Origin of the sequence: Gracilibacillus salitolerans (assembly GCF_009650095.1) — a bacterium.
Classification (GTDB): Bacteria; Bacillota; Bacilli; order Bacillales; family Amphibacillaceae; genus Gracilibacillus; species Gracilibacillus salitolerans.
In genome coordinates this window covers 4,807,172-4,824,101 of sequence record NZ_CP045915.1, presented here as the reverse complement: position 1 = coordinate 4,824,101, position 16,930 = coordinate 4,807,172, and the positions used below count along the sequence as shown (strand labels likewise).

At 38.0% G+C, this 16,930-nt stretch carries 16 protein-coding genes; 8 read left to right on the top strand and 8 right to left on the bottom strand.

Translation table 11 applies throughout. The features are described from left to right. Window positions 1–129 precede the first annotated feature (129 nt). Genes GI584_RS22540 through GI584_RS22530 form a run of 3 tightly spaced genes read left to right on the top strand, consistent with a single transcriptional unit; the run spans window position 130 to window position 3,598 of the window. A complete protein-coding gene (locus GI584_RS22540) occupies window positions 130–2,406 on the top strand; it encodes an ATP-binding cassette domain-containing protein (protein WP_228552309.1) in 2,277 nt (758 codons plus the stop codon). 17 nt (window positions 2,407–2,423) lie between these two features. After that, complete coding sequence (locus GI584_RS22535) at window positions 2,424–3,344, top strand: helix-turn-helix transcriptional regulator (RefSeq protein WP_153792700.1); 921 nt, start codon at window positions 2,424–2,426, stop codon at window positions 3,342–3,344. A 29-nt stretch (window positions 3,345–3,373) separates the two neighbouring features. Further along, window positions 3,374–3,598: a hypothetical protein gene (locus GI584_RS22530; protein WP_153792699.1), complete on the top strand. Its 225-nt coding sequence runs from the start codon at window positions 3,374–3,376 to the stop codon at window positions 3,596–3,598. A gap of 166 nt (window positions 3,599–3,764) precedes the next feature. Here the strand turns inward: GI584_RS22530 and GI584_RS22525 are convergent, their stop codons facing one another. From GI584_RS22525 to GI584_RS22500, 6 genes are all read right to left on the bottom strand, one after another. Continuing rightward, entirely contained in the window at window positions 3,765–4,805 is a 1,041-nt protein-coding gene (locus GI584_RS22525) for an ABC transporter substrate-binding protein (protein ID WP_153792698.1), read from the bottom strand. A 72-nt stretch (window positions 4,806–4,877) separates the two neighbouring features. Then, window positions 4,878–5,870 carry an ABC transporter permease gene (locus tag GI584_RS22520; protein ID WP_100358640.1) on the bottom strand — a complete coding sequence of 331 codons (993 nt, stop codon included), beginning with the start codon at window positions 5,868–5,870 and terminating at the stop codon, window positions 4,878–4,880. Window positions 5,871–5,893: 23 nt separating this feature from the next. Next, on the bottom strand, window positions 5,894–7,384 hold the full coding sequence (locus tag GI584_RS22515) for a sugar ABC transporter ATP-binding protein (protein ID WP_153792697.1): 1,491 nt from the start codon (window positions 7,382–7,384) through the stop codon (window positions 5,894–5,896). Between the two features lie 31 nt (window positions 7,385–7,415). Then, window positions 7,416–8,069 carry a transaldolase family protein gene (locus GI584_RS22510; RefSeq protein WP_153792696.1) on the bottom strand — a complete coding sequence of 218 codons (654 nt, stop codon included), beginning with the start codon at window positions 8,067–8,069 and terminating at the stop codon, window positions 7,416–7,418. 15 nt (window positions 8,070–8,084) lie between these two features. Further along, complete coding sequence (locus GI584_RS22505; protein WP_153792695.1) at window positions 8,085–8,225, bottom strand: hypothetical protein; 141 nt, start codon at window positions 8,223–8,225, stop codon at window positions 8,085–8,087. Between the two features lie 17 nt (window positions 8,226–8,242). Beyond that, window positions 8,243–9,592 carry a xylulokinase gene (locus tag GI584_RS22500; RefSeq protein WP_153792694.1) on the bottom strand — a complete coding sequence of 450 codons (1,350 nt, stop codon included), beginning with the start codon at window positions 9,590–9,592 and terminating at the stop codon, window positions 8,243–8,245. Between the two features lie 260 nt (window positions 9,593–9,852). Between GI584_RS22500 and GI584_RS22495 the strand changes: the two genes are divergently transcribed. The 5 genes from GI584_RS22495 to GI584_RS22475 are packed head-to-tail and all read left to right on the top strand — an operon-like array spanning window position 9,853 to window position 15,318. Next, on the top strand, window positions 9,853–10,875 hold the full coding sequence (locus GI584_RS22495; protein ID WP_153792693.1) for a LacI family DNA-binding transcriptional regulator: 1,023 nt from the start codon (window positions 9,853–9,855) through the stop codon (window positions 10,873–10,875). A 20-nt stretch (window positions 10,876–10,895) separates the two neighbouring features. Beyond that, window positions 10,896–11,327, top strand: a complete 432-nt coding sequence (locus GI584_RS22490; RefSeq protein WP_100358645.1) for an RbsD/FucU family protein — start codon at window positions 10,896–10,898, stop codon at window positions 11,325–11,327. A 24-nt stretch (window positions 11,328–11,351) separates the two neighbouring features. Further along, window positions 11,352–12,005: a class II aldolase/adducin family protein gene (locus GI584_RS22485; protein ID WP_153792692.1), complete on the top strand. Its 654-nt coding sequence runs from the start codon at window positions 11,352–11,354 to the stop codon at window positions 12,003–12,005. A gap of 28 nt (window positions 12,006–12,033) precedes the next feature. Next, on the top strand, window positions 12,034–13,515 hold the full coding sequence (locus tag GI584_RS22480) for a rhamnulokinase (RefSeq protein WP_153792691.1): 1,482 nt from the start codon (window positions 12,034–12,036) through the stop codon (window positions 13,513–13,515). 15 nt (window positions 13,516–13,530) lie between these two features. Then, a complete protein-coding gene (locus GI584_RS22475; protein ID WP_153792690.1) occupies window positions 13,531–15,318 on the top strand; it encodes an L-fucose isomerase in 1,788 nt (595 codons plus the stop codon). 69 nt (window positions 15,319–15,387) lie between these two features. Here GI584_RS22475 and GI584_RS22470 read toward each other — a convergent pair whose 3' ends face one another. Both GI584_RS22470 and GI584_RS22465 read right to left on the bottom strand, forming a co-directional pair. Further along, the gene (locus GI584_RS22470) at window positions 15,388–16,299 is read right to left on the bottom strand and encodes a VOC family protein (RefSeq protein WP_153792689.1); all 912 of its coding nucleotides are present in this window, start codon (window positions 16,297–16,299) and stop codon (window positions 15,388–15,390) included. A 26-nt stretch (window positions 16,300–16,325) separates the two neighbouring features. Next, complete coding sequence (locus GI584_RS22465) at window positions 16,326–16,844, bottom strand: SRPBCC domain-containing protein (RefSeq protein WP_100358650.1); 519 nt, start codon at window positions 16,842–16,844, stop codon at window positions 16,326–16,328. Window positions 16,845–16,930: the final 86 nt, after the last annotated feature.

Genomic DNA, 16,930 nt, shown 5'->3' with positions numbered 1-16,930 from the left:
AGTATCATCCCTGCAAATTTGTAGTTAAGACTACTCAGTATAGTTGAGATAAAAAATTATATATTTTTAATTACCCTGACATACAGTTGTCAGGGTAATTGCTTATAATAGGCTTTAAGAAGTGTCATTATGAAAGCGGGGGAGTCCATCATGGATGAAAATCAATATATTAAACTTACTGGTTTGAAAGAAAATAACTTGAAAAACGTTTCGCTCCTTATACCAAAGAAAAAAATAACGGTATTTACTGGGGTTTCTGGATCTGGTAAATCATCAATTGTGTTCGACACGATTAGTAAAGAAGCCGGGCGTCAACTAAATCAAACGTTTACGACTTTCATACAAAATCGGTTGCCAAAGTATAGTCGACCAGATGCCGATTCAATTGAAAATCTTTCTCCGGCTATGGTTATTGACCAAAAGCGATTGGGAGGGAATGCTCGCTCAACGCTGGGAACGATTACTGATATCTACGCTATGCTCAGACTTCTGTTTTCCAGAATCGGAGAGCCGTTCATAGGTTATTCTCATGTATTTTCCTTTAATGATCCACAGGGAATGTGCCCTGAATGTGAGGGACTAGGGAAACAAATCAAACCAAATATAGATAAAATGATTGATCAATCAAAGTCACTAAATGAAGGGGCGATACAATTTCCGTTATTCCGTGTAGGCAGCTACTACTGGAAAACATTTGTATTATCCGATCTTTTTGATAACGACAAGAAATTGGAAGACTACACGAAACATGAGTGGCATCAGTTACTATATGGAGAAAACATAAAAATCGATTTGCCTTCAGTTTGGGAAACTCGTCAAGACTATGAGGGAGTGATAGTTAAATTTAACAGACTTTATCTGAAGCGGGATTTAAGCGAGCATTCCAAAAAAACAAGGAAACATGTCGAAGATTTTACGGTGTCAGGTGCTTGTTCTAATTGTGGCGGAACAAGGCTGAATCAGAAAGTGTTAAGTTGTAAAATACATTCGTACAATATCGCAGAGCTTTCTGCAATGGAGTTGAGTGATTTATCTCTTTTTTTAAAAAGTCTCATGGATCCCGTCACAAAACCGATTGTCGATAAAATGTTGGCGAGTATCTCACATATGAATGGTATGGGCCTAGACTATTTAACGTTAAATAGAGAGACCACGACGCTTTCAGGGGGTGAATCTCAACGAATTAAAATGGTTCGCCATTTAAGCAGCAGTTTAACCGATATGATCTACATTTTCGACGAACCAAGCATTGGGTTGCATCCCCGTGATGTCGAGAATTTGAATCAAATGCTTAACAGAATTCGTGATAAGGGAAACACAGTCATTGTTGTGGAACATGATCGGGATGTAATCGAGGTGGCAGATCACATTATTGATGTTGGCCCCGAAGCCGGGACACAAGGTGGAGAGATCGTTTATGAAGGTGATCTTATTGGACTGATGCATTCAGGAACATTGACTGGTCAGTATATGAAGGTAAAGCCTTCATTGAAGGAACATGTACGTCATCCACGAGGTTATCTGGTAATCGATAAAGCCACTTCTCATAATTTAAAAGGATTTGGAGTAAGGTTTCCGAAGCATACATTGACCGTTGTAACTGGGGTGGCTGGTTCTGGCAAAAGCAGTTTGATACATGGTGAGCTAGTTCCGCGTTTTGAAGATATTGTTGTGATTGACCAAAAGGCGGTGAGTACTTCTAGACGATCCAATCCAGCTACCTATACCGGAATTATGGATTCCATTCGAACGTACTTTGCAAAAGCAAATCATGTTAGTAAATCTTTATTTAGCTTTAATTCAAAAGGAGCCTGTCCAGAATGTGGTGGAAACGGGGTTATCTATACGGATTTGGCATTCATGGAGGGTGTTCAAACACGATGCGAAACTTGCCAGGGAAAACGATTTAAGGATGAAGTTCTACAGTATAAACTAGGGGAAAAACATATCAAAGATATCTTAGACATGACCGTCAACGAAGCGCTTCAATTCTTCCAGAGAACAGAAGTAGTTCCAACGCTTCAAGCATTATCTGACGTTGGATTGGCTTATATGACATTGGGACAACCTTTAAGTACGTTATCTGGTGGCGAATGCCAAAGAATAAAACTAGCCAGCGAATTGTATAAATCCGGAAACATTTATGTACTGGATGAGCCGACGACAGGACTGCACATGTCTGATATTGGCCAGTTGGTATCGATCTTAAACCGCCTTGTGGATAATGGAAGTACAGTCATTGTGATTGAACACAATATGGATGTGATGAAGCAAGCAGACTGGCTGATCGATTTGGGGCCAAGCGGTGGAAAAAAAGGGGGTGAAATTATGTTTGAAGGCACGCCACATGATTTGGTAGCAAAGAGTAACTCCCTAACCGCTCAATATCTAAAAAAAGACATGTAGGAAGGGAGGTACGGGCTATGAAGATTGATCGTTTACTGGGAATCATTGTGCTGTTAATTCATAAGAAAAGAATGAAAGCAGTGGATTTGTCAAATTACTTTGAGGTGGCTGAACGAACCATTTATAGGGACATGGAAACCCTTAGTCGTGCAGGAATTCCGATTCTATCAATCGCAGGAAAAGAGGGTGGGTACGAATTGATGCCCAGGTTTAGGCTAGATAAGAAGTATCTCACCCTAGATGATTTACTTTCGATACAGTGGGCACTTAATAGTGTTCAACAAGCAACAGGATTTGAGGAAATTCACCAATTAGTTTTAAAAATCAATCAGCTAATTGAGCCAAGCGCAATGAAAGAGAAGAGTATCCAATTAGATATGTCATCTACAACTATACAAATGGAGCATGTTAAAACGATCTATAATGCTATTCAAAACGGCGATGTTCTAAGAATTTGCTATGTAGATCATAGAGGAACGGAAACTGATCGATCCATTGAACCGATGGGAATCTATTTAAAAGATGGTTTCTGGTATACTTGGGCTTACTGCTTATTACGAAACGAGTTACGTGTATTCAAACTCACACGTATCGTAGATATATATCTTACTGGGTGTTCTTTTATTAGGCGCCCCTTTGTCATAGAGGATATAGATGCAAACAGGGGACAATCTGTGGAAAGTGAAACAACAACTTTTACTGCATACCTCCAATTTAACAGCTGTATGAGAGCGAAAGTATTGGATGATTTCCGGGAAGAGGAAATCATAAATAATCAGGATGGTAAGTTGAGTATCGCAAAGGAGTTTTACTCCATGGATCAAGCTATATCTCAAATTTTGAGTTACGGGAATCAAGTTCGAATTATCTATCCTAAGGAGTTAATGACAACATTTATCGAACATATTGAAGAAATAAGGCAATTGTACAACGAGTAAATAAAAAAGAAAACAGGAGGACTATGGACATGACAATAAATATAATTGATGTTCGGAATCTTGAAAAGTCATTCAAAGGCGCAAAGTTGTCGAGGAATCCAAAAAAACTTATCAAAAATTTCCTGAGTGGACTGGCTGTTTTAAATCGAAATTTAGTAATCAGAAAAGGTACTCTTCAATACTTTGTATTCCTTACACCAGACAGAGAATTGGAGGATGAAAAACTTATGATGCCGGCTTTGCACTGCTTTTGAATTATTTTCAAATAAAGGCATATTTCAATGTGAAATGTAGTGGCCAGCTTGCCTGGGTAATGTTGGCTAACCTATCATTGATTATAGCTGTTTTTGATTGAGAAATAGGATGCTGGAATAATAAATAGAAGGCCACCTTAAGGTAGCCTTTTATTGTTAAAATAATTTATTCATAAACCGCAGCTTGAATCTCTTCATCTTCCATATTGTCAGCATCATACCAATAGAATCCCGTATCAATATTTTCAGGTACTTCTTCACCATTTAATGCGTCTACTGCAGCTTTGACAGTTTCATATCCGATTCCCTCTGGATTTTGCGTGATCGCACCAGCCATTATGCCTTCATTTATTGCATCGATTTGTTGTTTACCAGAGTCAAAACCAACCACCGTTACTTCGCCTTCTTTACTTAACTCTCTGACAGCATTCACGACACCTATTGCTGACCCTTCATTAGATCCATAAATTCCGGCAATATCAGGATGTGCTTGTATCATTGTTTTTGCTAGGTTAGTAGACTCTAAATGATCACCACCACCATATTGAGTATCTACAATTTCAATATCAGGATAATTTTCTTCTATTGTTTCCACAAAACCATCGCGACGCTGTACACCAGTAACAGATACCTGGTCATGTACGACTAATGCAACTTTCCCTTGTTCACCAATTAATTCCGCCATTTTTTCTGCAGCTAACGCAGCGGCAGCATAGTTATCTGTCGATGCAGTTGTAAGTGGAATATCGCTATCAACACCAGAATCAAACGCAATAACAGGAATATCAGATTCATCAGCTTTCTCTAGTAGTGGTGATGCTGCTTGCGAATCTAATGCAGCAAAACCGATTGCATCAGGATTTTTATCTAGAGCTGCTTGTAACATTTCCATTTGTTTATCTACTTGTGATTCATTTTCCGGGCCTTCAAAAGTAATCTCTACATCAAATTCTTCTGCTGCTTGTTCAGCACCCCTTTGTACTGCTTGCCAAAACTGATGTTGGAACCCTTTAGAAACAATTGCTACGTAAGGCTTGTCACCAGCATCTTCATCGGTTGTAGCTGTCTCTTCCGTACCAGATTCTTTTGCATCCTCGTTTTCAGCATTATTATTTTCAGATGCTTCTTCAGATTCACTACCGCAAGCTGATAAGACAAATAAAATAGAGACAAAGACAACTAAAAGTGCTAATAATTTTTTCTTCATGTTAACTCCCCTTTTAAAAAATTAATTTATGAAACAACTCAAATGTTTGAGTTAAATCCGAAAGAAAAGTAATTAACTATTCTTTTTGCGTAACATATCAAAGTAAACAGCTAATAATATAACAAAACCTATAACAACTGTTTGCCACTCCTGAGGGATGGACATAATACGTAGACCATTCGTTAGGACACTCATAATTAGTGCACCAATCATGGTACCAATAAGCGAACCTTTACCACCACTTAAAGAAGTACCACCAATCACAACAGCTGCAATCGCTTCTAATTCATACCCCATACCTAATGCAGGCTGTGCAGAATTTAATCGTGATGCCATAATAACCCCTGCTACACCAGTAAAGCATCCGGCGATCGTGTAGATAATCATCTTCCATTTTTTAACGTTGATCCCGGATAGTCTGGTTGCTTCTTCATTACTCCCGATGGAAAAAGTATATCGACCTACAATCGTTTTCGATAATAAAATCCATCCAATTAAAACCATAATGAAGAAAATTAACACTGCATTTGGGATAGCTCCAGGAAATATTGAACCTAATGCAATGTTATTAAATCCTTCAACATCACTAAAATAAATAGGTGATGCTCCTGAAATGACGAGAGATAATCCTTCTGCTATCATCATCATTGCTAGTGTTGCAATGAATGGCGGGATCCTTAGGATAGATACGGAAAAACCAGATATAAAACCAATCAATGCACCTGTAACAATTCCACCAATAATACCGAGTAGGACTGGTAATCCAAGAAATACGATAAATACACCTGTCATGACAGAAGTTAACGTCATCCCTGTACCAATAGATAGATCGATTCCACCCGTAATAATGACAAAAGTTGTTCCTAGGGCAAGGATACCAATGACTGTAGTAGATAATAGTATTCCTTCAATATTAGACCATTGCAAAAAATTCTCTGAAGCAATAGAAAAAAAGATAACTAAAATAATAAGACTGGCAAATGCTAATATTTGTTGCAATGCTCCAGAACTTACAAGTCTTTTCTTTTGATTACTTGTTGATGGGTTACTTGTTAATGTTGACACCTCTCCTCACTCCTCTAAACACTTTAGTTATGCTTTGTAGCAAGCTCCATAATTTTTTCTTGGTTTGCGTCTCGATTTAATAATTCACCAGTTATCCGACCTTCGTTCATCACTATAATACGGTCGCTGAGTCTCAAAACCTCGGTTAATTCCGAAGAGATCATAATAATCGATTTACCCTGATCAGCTAACATTTCCAATAAATCATAAATCTCTTGTTTTGCACCAACATCAATACCTCTAGTAGGTTCATCAAAAATTAAAATATCGCAATCCTTTAGTAACCATTTAGCAATGACGATCTTTTGTTGATTACCACCAGATAGCAGCTTTACCTGTTGGTTGACACTCGGTGTTTTTACTTTTAATTTACTGGAATAATCTTCAGCATCTGTTTTCATGTTGGTTGGTTTAACAAAAGCGGCAGTCGAATAATTAGCCAAAGAAGATATTACAATGTTTTCTTTTACAGTCATTTCAAGCATAAGACCAAAGCGTTTTCGATCCTCGGATAAGTATCCAATCCCGTGTTTAGCGGCATCGACTGGCTGTTTGATCGTTACTGCCTTTCCGTTTATTTTTATTTCACCCGAAAAGGGATCCGCTCCAAAAATTGCTCTGGCTACTTCTGTTCTCCCAGCACCAACTAAACCAGCGAATCCCAATATCTCTCCCTTTTTAAGATGAAATGATACATTTTTAATATAGTTGTTATGTAAGTTGTTTACTTCAAGGACAGTATCAGTAAATACATCTGGATCAGAAACTTTCTGTTCGATTTTTACTTCCCTACCAACCATTAATGAAACGACTTGGCGGATTTCTGTTGTTTCTGTGGGTAGTGTAGCAATATACTCTCCATCTCTCATAACAGTGATTCGATCAGAAATGCGTTTTAATTCTTCCATTCGGTGTGAAATATAGATAATGGCAACACCTTCATTTTTTAACCAAGTAATAATATCAAATAATGTATTGATTTCTTTGTCTGTTAAAGCAGCGGTAGGTTCGTCCATGATAAGTATTTTTGCATTAAACGATAAGGCCTTGGCGATTTCCACCATTTGTTGTTTTGCGACAGTTAATTCAGAAATTTTCGTTCTTGGATTTAAGCTAATATTTAATTTTTGAAATAATTCAGCCGTTTTTTGATTTAATTCTTTATTTTTTAAAAAGAAATTTAGTTTATCTCTTGGTTCTCGGCCAATAAATATATTTTCAGCGACAGTTAAATCTGGCATAAGGTTTAATTCCTGATGAATAATATTGATTCCGAGTTCTTGGGCTTCCTTGGTATTAGAAGGCGCTATTTCTTTTCCATCATAAATAATACTGCCTTCATCTTTTTGGTAGATGCCGGTTAATATCTTCATCAATGTAGATTTGCCAGCACCGTTTTCCCCGATCAATGCTAAAACTTCACCACGGTGTAAGTCCAATTGCACATCAGATAATGCCTTTACACCAGGAAATGACTTGTTAATGTTTTGCATCTCAAGTATTTTATTGGACATCTGCTTGCTCCTTTCCCTTAGGTTTACTTTATTACTTAAGACTGGTCGTGTATTTTTCCCAATCACTCTGAAACACTGCTAATCCTTCCGTTGTTAAAGGAGATTGAAACATCTTTTTGAAGATTGGAAAAGGTATCGTAATAGCATCATATCCATATCTAGCTAAATCAGCGACAACCTGAGTATTTCTTATACTAGCACCAATAATTTTAGTAGATGCACCAAATGACTGAATAATTTCTTTAGAATGTTTAATAAATGTTTGCCCATCAAGGCTTTGATCATCCATTCTGCCGATGTATGGGCTAATATAATTAACATCTGCTTTAGCTGCAAGTACGACTTGTGATAGTGAGTAGATGAGGGTCATATTTACTTCAATATTTTCTTGTCTCAGTCGATAAGCAGCTTCCAAGCCATCTTCATTCATAGGTAACTTAATGACAGGATGATCGACCCAATTCTTTAATTCGATAGCTTCTTGATACATTGCTTCTGCTGTAGTTTCGGTAACTTGCATCCAAACTTTGCCTTGAATATGCTGGTTTATTCTTTTGATTACATTTTTAAATGAGTCTTTTTCCTTTGCGATGATGCTTGGATTGGTTGTAATACCATTTAAGAAAGGAAACTTAGAAGCAAATTGTAAATGATCTGGATTTGCAGTATCTAGGTATATTTCCATTGAGAATCTCCTCCTTTAAAAGAGTGCTTTGGTTGCATGAAATGCTTTGATAAATTGATTTTTGGCAATATCATATGCTTCCTTTGTTTCTTGATTGGGATAAACAAGGAAATCTTGATTACTCCACTTTTTTGCTTCTGTAAATCCGTCCATCAAACCTATTCCAATACCTCCTACAATTGCAGCTCCTTTAGATGTTGTTTCATTAACATCATGAGGAATAGCGAGTGGATATTGTACAAATCAGATAACATTTGCCGCCATATTGGACTGTTAGCACCTCCGCCGAAAAGCCACATGTTATCCATTTTTAAACCGCTTTCAATAAAGGCGCCATAAATAAGACTTAAGTTAAAAGATATCCCCTCCATAGCTGCTCGTGCGATATCTCCACGTTGATGTTGAGCTGTTAATCCGAGTATCGATGCTTTTATATCAGCATTCCACCAAGGAGATCTTTCCCCTAGTAAATAGGGGAGAAAAACAAGTTTCCTTGCCCCTATTGCGGAATCGTTCATTTCTTGATTCATTATTTCATATGCCTTATTTTTATTTTCTTTTGCCAATTCTTTGTACCATTGTGTTATGACCCAATCTATCAAGCTGCCAGCTGCTTGCATCGTACCCATAGGCAAATATTTAGAATGGTCAAGGTGAATAAAATTAAAGGTCCTTTTTTGTCTGTCCAGTACAGGTGTGTCACTAACACCAGCAATCCATGATGAAGACCCCAAATAATTGAAGGTATCTCCAATCTGGGTGATTCCTGCCCCTAATGCTGCGCAAGCTCCATCAGCTCCGCCAATCACTACAGGAGTACCACTTAATAAACCTATTTGATCAGCGATTTCTTCTTTTATATAACCGGCGATGGTGGTGGATGATACTACTTCAGGTAATTTTGCTATATCTAAGCCCCAAAAATGGATCAGATCTTCAATCCAACCTTTCTTGCGAATATCATATAGGTTGGTACCGCTAACATCAGAGAAATCAGTTAAGAAGTTTCCTGTTAATTTTGCAACTATATAATCTTTAGCTTGTAACAATTTATATGCTTTCTGATACGAAGAATGTTCATTTTCCTTTAACCAAGCCATTTTAGCTCCGCTATAGGACGAGGTCATTTTGTTGCCGGTTAGTTTGTATAAATGGTCTTCACCAAATTCTGCACATGCATGATATGCCTGTTGACTAGCGCGCATATCTGCCCAAATCAGCGCTTTTCGAATAGGATTGGCTTTTTTATCGACTGGAACGACACCCATCATTTGTCCACTAAAAGTAATAACCTCAATATTACTTGGTGCTATTTTATTTGTATTAAGTAAGTGTTTTGTGGCGTGACATATTGCTTTCCACCAATCATCAGGGTTTTGCTCAACCTCATTTTCCTTCATGAAATAGGTTTGATAATTGGTAGTGCAGCTATCAACAAGATTACCGAAGCGATTAAAAAGAGTTGCTTTAACACCGCTGGTACCAATGTCGTGAGCTAAAATTAATGTAGATGAATGAGTCATTATTTCATCCTCCTCATTATGATAGCGCTTTCGGTTACCGGTAACATAAAATTATCATAAGGGTTCAGGTGTGTCAATAATTATTTTTTGAATGTTAAGTTGTGTTATCTTAATATATTGTAGGATAATGCAATATATTCAATGGGTTTGTCACCTTTTTAAAAAAAGAATAGTAAATCATTCTATAAAAAACACTTGCATTAAATAAATGATACCGGTATCATTATAAAACAAAAGCTATTAAAAAGAGGTAGACAATTATGGTGACAATCTATGATATCGCAAAAAAAGCAAATGTTTCTCCGATGACAGTTTCTAGAGTGATTAATAATTCTGGTAACATTCGCATGGCAACGCGGGAAAAAGTTGAAAAAGCAATAAAAGAACTAGGATATGTGCCTAATTCTGCAGCAAGAAGCTTAACATCCAATCAAACGAAAACATTGGGTTTAATCTTAACAGATATATCGAACCCTTTTTTCTCAAAAATCGCAAGAGGCGCAGAAGATGCTGCTGTAGAAATGGATTACCGTGTATTAATGAGTAATACGGATGAGGATAGCGATAAAGAAATCAATTACATTGATATGATGCTCTCAGCAAGAGTTGATGGAGTCTTGATAGCCCCAACAAGTGATAAAACTTTAGATCAAATTAAACGGCTGAGGGACCATAATATCCCTGTGGTTCTAATTGACAGAACGATTGAAGGGTTTGTAGGAGATTATGTCTTAGGTGATAGTTATGAAGGTAGTCGAAAGCTAGTAGAACATTTAATTGGATATGGACATCGAAATATTGCACTTATCAATGGGCCATCCAATGTTTCGACAGCAAGAGAACGGCAGAGAGGTTATTTAGAAACGCTCAAATTGAATGACTTACCTGTACATGAAAAGTATATTTCCGAAATTGATTTTAAAAGTGTTCAAGCCGGAAATACGAAAAGTATTGTAGAGCAGCTTATGCAATTGCCTGAAGAGAAGCGGCCAACAGCGATTTTTGCAGCAAACAACTTTATTGCAATTAGTGTGATGAAGGCATTGAAAGAGTTAGGGTTACATGTTCCAAAGGATATTTCGGTAGTGTGTTTTGACGAGGTAGAGCCGGTTGTTTATTTTGATCCATTTTTTACGGTTGCAGCTCAACCAGCGGCCGAACTAGGCAAAATTGGTATTCAGTTTCTTATTGAAAGAGTAGAACAGAAGAATGTAGAGCAAGAACGAAAGATTATATTACCTCCCGATATCCATATAAGAAAGTCTACAAGAAGAATCAAATAAATTAGACAGGAGGGGTATTAATGTTAAAAGGAATACCCAACATCTTGTCACCGGAACTATTGAAAACGCTTCACGAAATGGGGCATGGTGATGAGATTGTGATAGGTGATGGTAACTTTCCAGCTGCAAATTACGCTAATCATTTGATACGCTGTGATGGACATAATGTCCCTGACTTATTAGAGGCTATTTTAGAATTGTTCCCACTGGATACTTTCGTGAATAAACCAGTTACATTAATGCAAGTAGTGGATCAACAGAATGAGCCAATACCAGAAATATGGCATAAATACAAAAATATTTTAAGTATCCATCAAATGGATGGAAGTCAAATCGGTTATGAAGAAAGATTTGACTTTTACGAAAGATCCAAGAGAGCATATGCCATTATAGCAACAACAGAGAAAGCATTGTATGCCAATATTATTTTGAAAAAAGGTGTTATTTCTTAAATATGTCATACAGGAGGCTGAACAATGACAAATGTTAGAGAACAATTAAAAGAGTATGCGGCAAAATTAGTTCAATCAGGGTTAGTGGTAGGTGCAGGTGGTAATTTAAGTATGCGTGAGGATGGGTACATGTATATATCACCAAGTGGTTTTGATCTGCAAGAAATAGAAGAAGAGCAGTGGGTTAAAGTCCATATTGAAACGGGTGAGGTATTAAGTGAATTGAAACCGTCTTCAGAGGTGTTAATGCATTTGGAATGTTTTAGAAGAAGGCCAGACATAGATTCGGTATTACATGCCCACCCTAGTTATTCTGTAGGTGTTTCTTCTGCTGAAAGAGATATACCGAGCATGTTCCCTGATTTTCCAGCAATGATCAGAAATGTGAAGTATTTAGATTACATGATCCCCACTACACATGTATTAGCAGATGCAGTGGCAGAAGTAATTGAAGAAACAGATGTTGTGGTTATGCGGAATCATGGAGTTTTGACAGTTGGTAAGTCGATGAAAGAAGCATATTTCTTCATGCAGCTTACAGAAGAAGCTGCGAAAGTATATACCATTTCCAATATGGTCGGAAATCCCAGACTTTTAACAGAACAAGAGTGTCAAGATTTACGTGACCTATCCAGTGAAAAATATCGTGCAAAATTATTGAAGGATGCCCAAAAATAGTTTTTAAGTGTATGAAGGGAGGAGTTATATGAAGAAAGTTTGGGCATTTGATATAGGTGCCTCCAATGGACGGTTAATGCTAAATAGTTTTGATGGTGAAAAGATGTATTTGGAAGAAATACACAGATTCCCTAACCATCCTGTCCACGTAACAGATAATTATTATTGGGATATTCTAAATATTTTTTCTGAAATGAAAAAAGCCATACAAGTAAGCATTCAAAAGGGTCATGAAAAAGTCGAAAGTATGGGAATTGATACTTGGGGAGTTGATTTTGGCTTACTTTCGAAAACGGGAGAATTACTAGCAAATCCGTATAGTTATCGAAACCCACAGAACGCAAAAGGGATGGAGGATGCATTACAACATATTACATCAGAAGAGTTATTTACTCTAACCGGTGTGGAGACAGCGCCGATTAATACGATTTTTCAATTATATACGATAAAGCAGAATAACCCTGAATTATTAGAAAGAGCAGACACGTTATTGCTAACACCTAATTTATTGGCCTATTTATTTTGTGATGTAAAAAACAATGAATTCACTATCAGTTCGACAACGCAAATGTTAAGGGGGGGTACAGCAGAGTGGGAAACAGGTATTTTGAGGAAGTTAGGTATCACCAGTGAATTATTGGCACCTGTTACAAAGCCACTTACAATTGCTGGGGATACCTTGCCGGCGATTAATAAAGAATTACAAATTGATCCTGTAAAAGTAATCAATGTAGCGGGGCATGATACGGCGAGTGCGTTAGCAGCACTTCCTTTAGAAGATAATCAGTCCGTTTTTATGAGCTGTGGTACATGGGTGTTAATTGGTGTTCCTGTTGACCAGCCAGTGACAGAAGATAAAGCAATGCAGTGGGGTTTCACCAATGAAGGAACGATAGAAGGGAAGTATCGATTGCAGAAAAATAATATGGGCATGTGGTTATTGCAACAATGTCGTGTGATATGGGAAAGAGAAGGCATTGAAACAGACTTTGAAAAAGAAAACTATCTTTTTGAGGAAGCAGCGCCTTTTCGTTCTTTTATAAACCCGGATGATCCCAGATTCTTCAATCCAGCAAATATGATTGCTGAAATGCAAGAGTATTGTCAAGAAACATCGCAACCGATCCCCGAAACGCAAGGGGAAATAATCAGATGCATTCTGGAAAGCTTAGCATTGAAATACTATTGGGTGATTAATAGATTAGAAAAATTGACATCGAAAAAATTAAAGCGCATTCATATGGGTGGCGGTGCCATTCGTAACGAAAAATTATGTCAGTTAACAGCAAATGCAACAAATCGGGAAGTTGTTGCAGGTCCCGTTGAGGCTAGTTCAATTGGAAATGCGATTGGCCAATGGATTGCTTTAGGAGAAATAGAAAACATTCAGAAAGCAAGAGAAATTGTGCAACATTCATTTTCTGTCAAGCATTATCAACCCACAGAGCTAGCAAGCTGGCAATCAGCTTATGAGCGCTTTGTACGGTTTGTAAATGACACATCATATTAACGAGGAGGAGTAAATATGACAGCAAAGCAAAGATTAATCGGAGATATGCCAAAGATAGGAATTCGTCCAACTATAGATGGTAGAAGAAAAGGTGTGCGTGAATCATTAGAAGAAAAAACGATGAATATGGCGAAGGCTGTAGCACAAATGTTATCTGAGAATCTACATTATAATAACGGTGGGCCAGTGGAAACAGTTATTGCAGATACGTGTATTGGCGGTGTAGCAGAAGCGGCTCAAACAAAGGCAAAATTTGATAAAGAAAATGTTGGCGTAACGATTACCGTTACCCCTTGTTGGTGCTATGGATCCGAAACGATGGATATGGACCCAAGAAGGCCCAATGCGATTTGGGGATTTAATGGAACAGAACGTCCTGGCGCTGTGTATTTAGCGGCTGTTTTGGCTGCGCATAATCAAAAAGGGATCCCCGCCTTTGGTATTTACGGGAGAGACGTACAAGATATTGATGACAATATGATTCCGGAGGATGTGCAGGAAAAGATTCTTCGTTTTGCCAAGGCTGGTATTGCAGTAGCTATGCTTAAAGATAAATCCTATTTATCTATCGGATCCGTTTCCATGGGAATAGCAGGAAGTATGGTTGATGAGGACTTTTTCCAAGATTATTTGGGTATGCGAAATGAATATGTCGATATGACCGAACTGACCCGTCGGATCAATGAAGAAATTTATGATAAAGAAGAATTTGAAAAGGCCTATGCCTGGGTAAAACAAAATTGTATATTTGGTTCTGATACAAATGCGGAAGAAAATCAACGGACAGCAGAACAAAAAGAAGAAGATTTAAAAATGAATATTAAAATGACGATCATAACAAGGGATTTGATGGAAGGTAATCCGAAATTAGCAGAGTTAGGCTATGAAGAAGAGGCAATGGGTCATAATGCGATTGCATCAGGTTTTCAAGGTCAACGGCAGTGGACCGATCATTTTCCAAATGGAGATTTTATGGAGGCTATTCTAAATTCCTCGTTTGATTGGAATGGTATTCGTGCACCATACATGGTTGCGACAGAAAATGATACATTGAACGCAGCCACGATGCTATTCGGTCACTTATTAACCAATACAGCTCAAGTTTTTGCAGATGTTAGAACGTATTGGAGTCCTGATGCGGTACAAAGAGTGACGAATCATCCACTTGAAGGAAGAGCAAGCGATGGGATTATTCACTTGTTAAACTCGGGTTCAGCTGCATTAGATGGTGCTGGTGAACAAGAAGTTGACGGCAAACCAGTAATGAAAAGCTTCTGGGAGATTACAGAGAAAGAAGTAAACAAAAGTTTGCAAGCAACTCAATGGCGACCAGCTAATACAGAGTATTTCAGAGGTGGAGGATTCTCTAGTAATTTCAAATCAAAAGGAGATATGCCAGTCACCATTGCACGTGTTAACCTTCTGAAGGGATTAGGCCCTGTATTACAAATCGCTGAGGGTTATACCGTCGATTTACCTGATGACGTTCACGAAGTGTTAAATAACCGAACGGACCCAACATGGCCAACAACCTGGTTTGTTCCAAACCTGACAGGAGAGGGTGCATTCCGTGATGTATATACCGTGATGAACAATTGGGGGGCTAACCATTGTTCGATGAGTTACGGTCATATTGGAGCGGATTTAATTACACTTGCTTCCATGTTACGTATTCCAGTCAATATGCATAATGTTGTAGAAGAAAAAATATTTAGACCGAGTGCGTGGAATATGTTTGGTACAAATGACATAGAGGGAGCGGATTATCGCGCATGTCAAACATATGGACCATTATATAGATAATAATAAAGTGAAACACCATCAGTGGGGGGGGATCTCTCCCCGCTGATGGTTAAAAAACTTATTAGGATATTACTTACCTTGATATGCTTCTATTAATTTTTCTATGTCAAATTTTTTCATTTGAAGAAATGTTCTTGTTAATTGCTCCATTTGTTCGGTTGTCGCGTTGGCCATCATTTCTCCCATTATCTTTGGCCAAACTTGCCAAGAGATGCCGTACTTATCTTTTAACCAACCGCATTGTTCTGCTTTTGGATCTGAGGAAAGCTTTTTCCAGTAGTAATCAATTTCTTCTTGATTTTCGCATTGGATTAAAAGGGAAATTGCTTCATTAAATGTAAAGTCATGAGCCTGAGCACTGTCCATAGCAGCAAACCAATACTTCTCTAACATAAAATCTGTAAACATCAAAGTCCCTTCCTTGTCCGGCTCCATGCCAGCTGGATAGCGTGCGATTTCTCCACGTCTAGACTCGTTGAAAACAGAAAGATAAAAATCAGTGGCTTCTTCCGCCTTACCGCACACATCCTGAACATACATCAACGAAGGTATGATAAATGGTCGTTCTTCACCATCAGGGTGCGTGAGGATCAGCTGCCATGTCAGACCATATTTATCCTGTATCCATCCATAACGGTGACTGAATGGATATTCTTGAAGTGGCATGAGAGGTGTCCCGCCTTGAGATAGCTTTTCCCATAGCTGATCTAAATGTTCCCTCGCGTTTTCATCTCTAGAAGGGTCAAAATTGACAAAGAAAGAAATCGAGGGGTTGAATTGAAAATGTGGCCCTCCATTTATGGCCATGAATGAATATCCTGCGAGATTAAAAGAAACGACATCACTATCTCCAGATGGTGTATCGTGAACGGTAGCGATATCAGTAAATGATGAATCTGGAAAAATCGATGTATAAAATTGGGCTGCTTCTTTTGCATCCTGATTAAACCATAGATGGGGGACAATTTTTTGATCAGTCATTGATATTCCCTCCTTTTATTATTTAGCTACTTGATTTTGTTCAAACGCTCTTCCAGACGGTTCCAAGTCTCGGTTATACCTTGTAACATACCCATGTCCATAACAGCTTGGAGAGCTTCCGCAGATACATATTCAGCATGATTAACTAGTTTCGTCTCGCCGTCTCCCAGATCGATGAACTCCAATTTGATCTCGGATGATGGCATTGTTTCGTTGATATTACCATCAGCATCTGAGAAGTAATCGGTGTAAGTGATCATTTCTGGTTCGACAATATCCTTGTAAACGACTTTCCCCCAAGACTCCATACCGTAATATTCTCCTTGATTCTGGTCCGTACACTTCATACAGAAATGCCATGTACCACCTGGCCTAAAATCAATGTGGCATACAGGAAGTTCCCAACCCGTAGGTCCCCACCAATGCTTAAGATGCTCAGGTTCTTTAAACATTTTGAAAACTAGGTCGCGCGGTGCATCGAAAATACGCTCCAGTACCAATACATTATCGTTCTCAACTCTAGATTTTAATTCGTTGTTAATCATGTTAATTCCTCCATTCAGTTGTATAAACTTTTTCTGTCTTTCGTTTATTTCTCCCCTGTATAGCAACGGCATTATCTTCATCATCC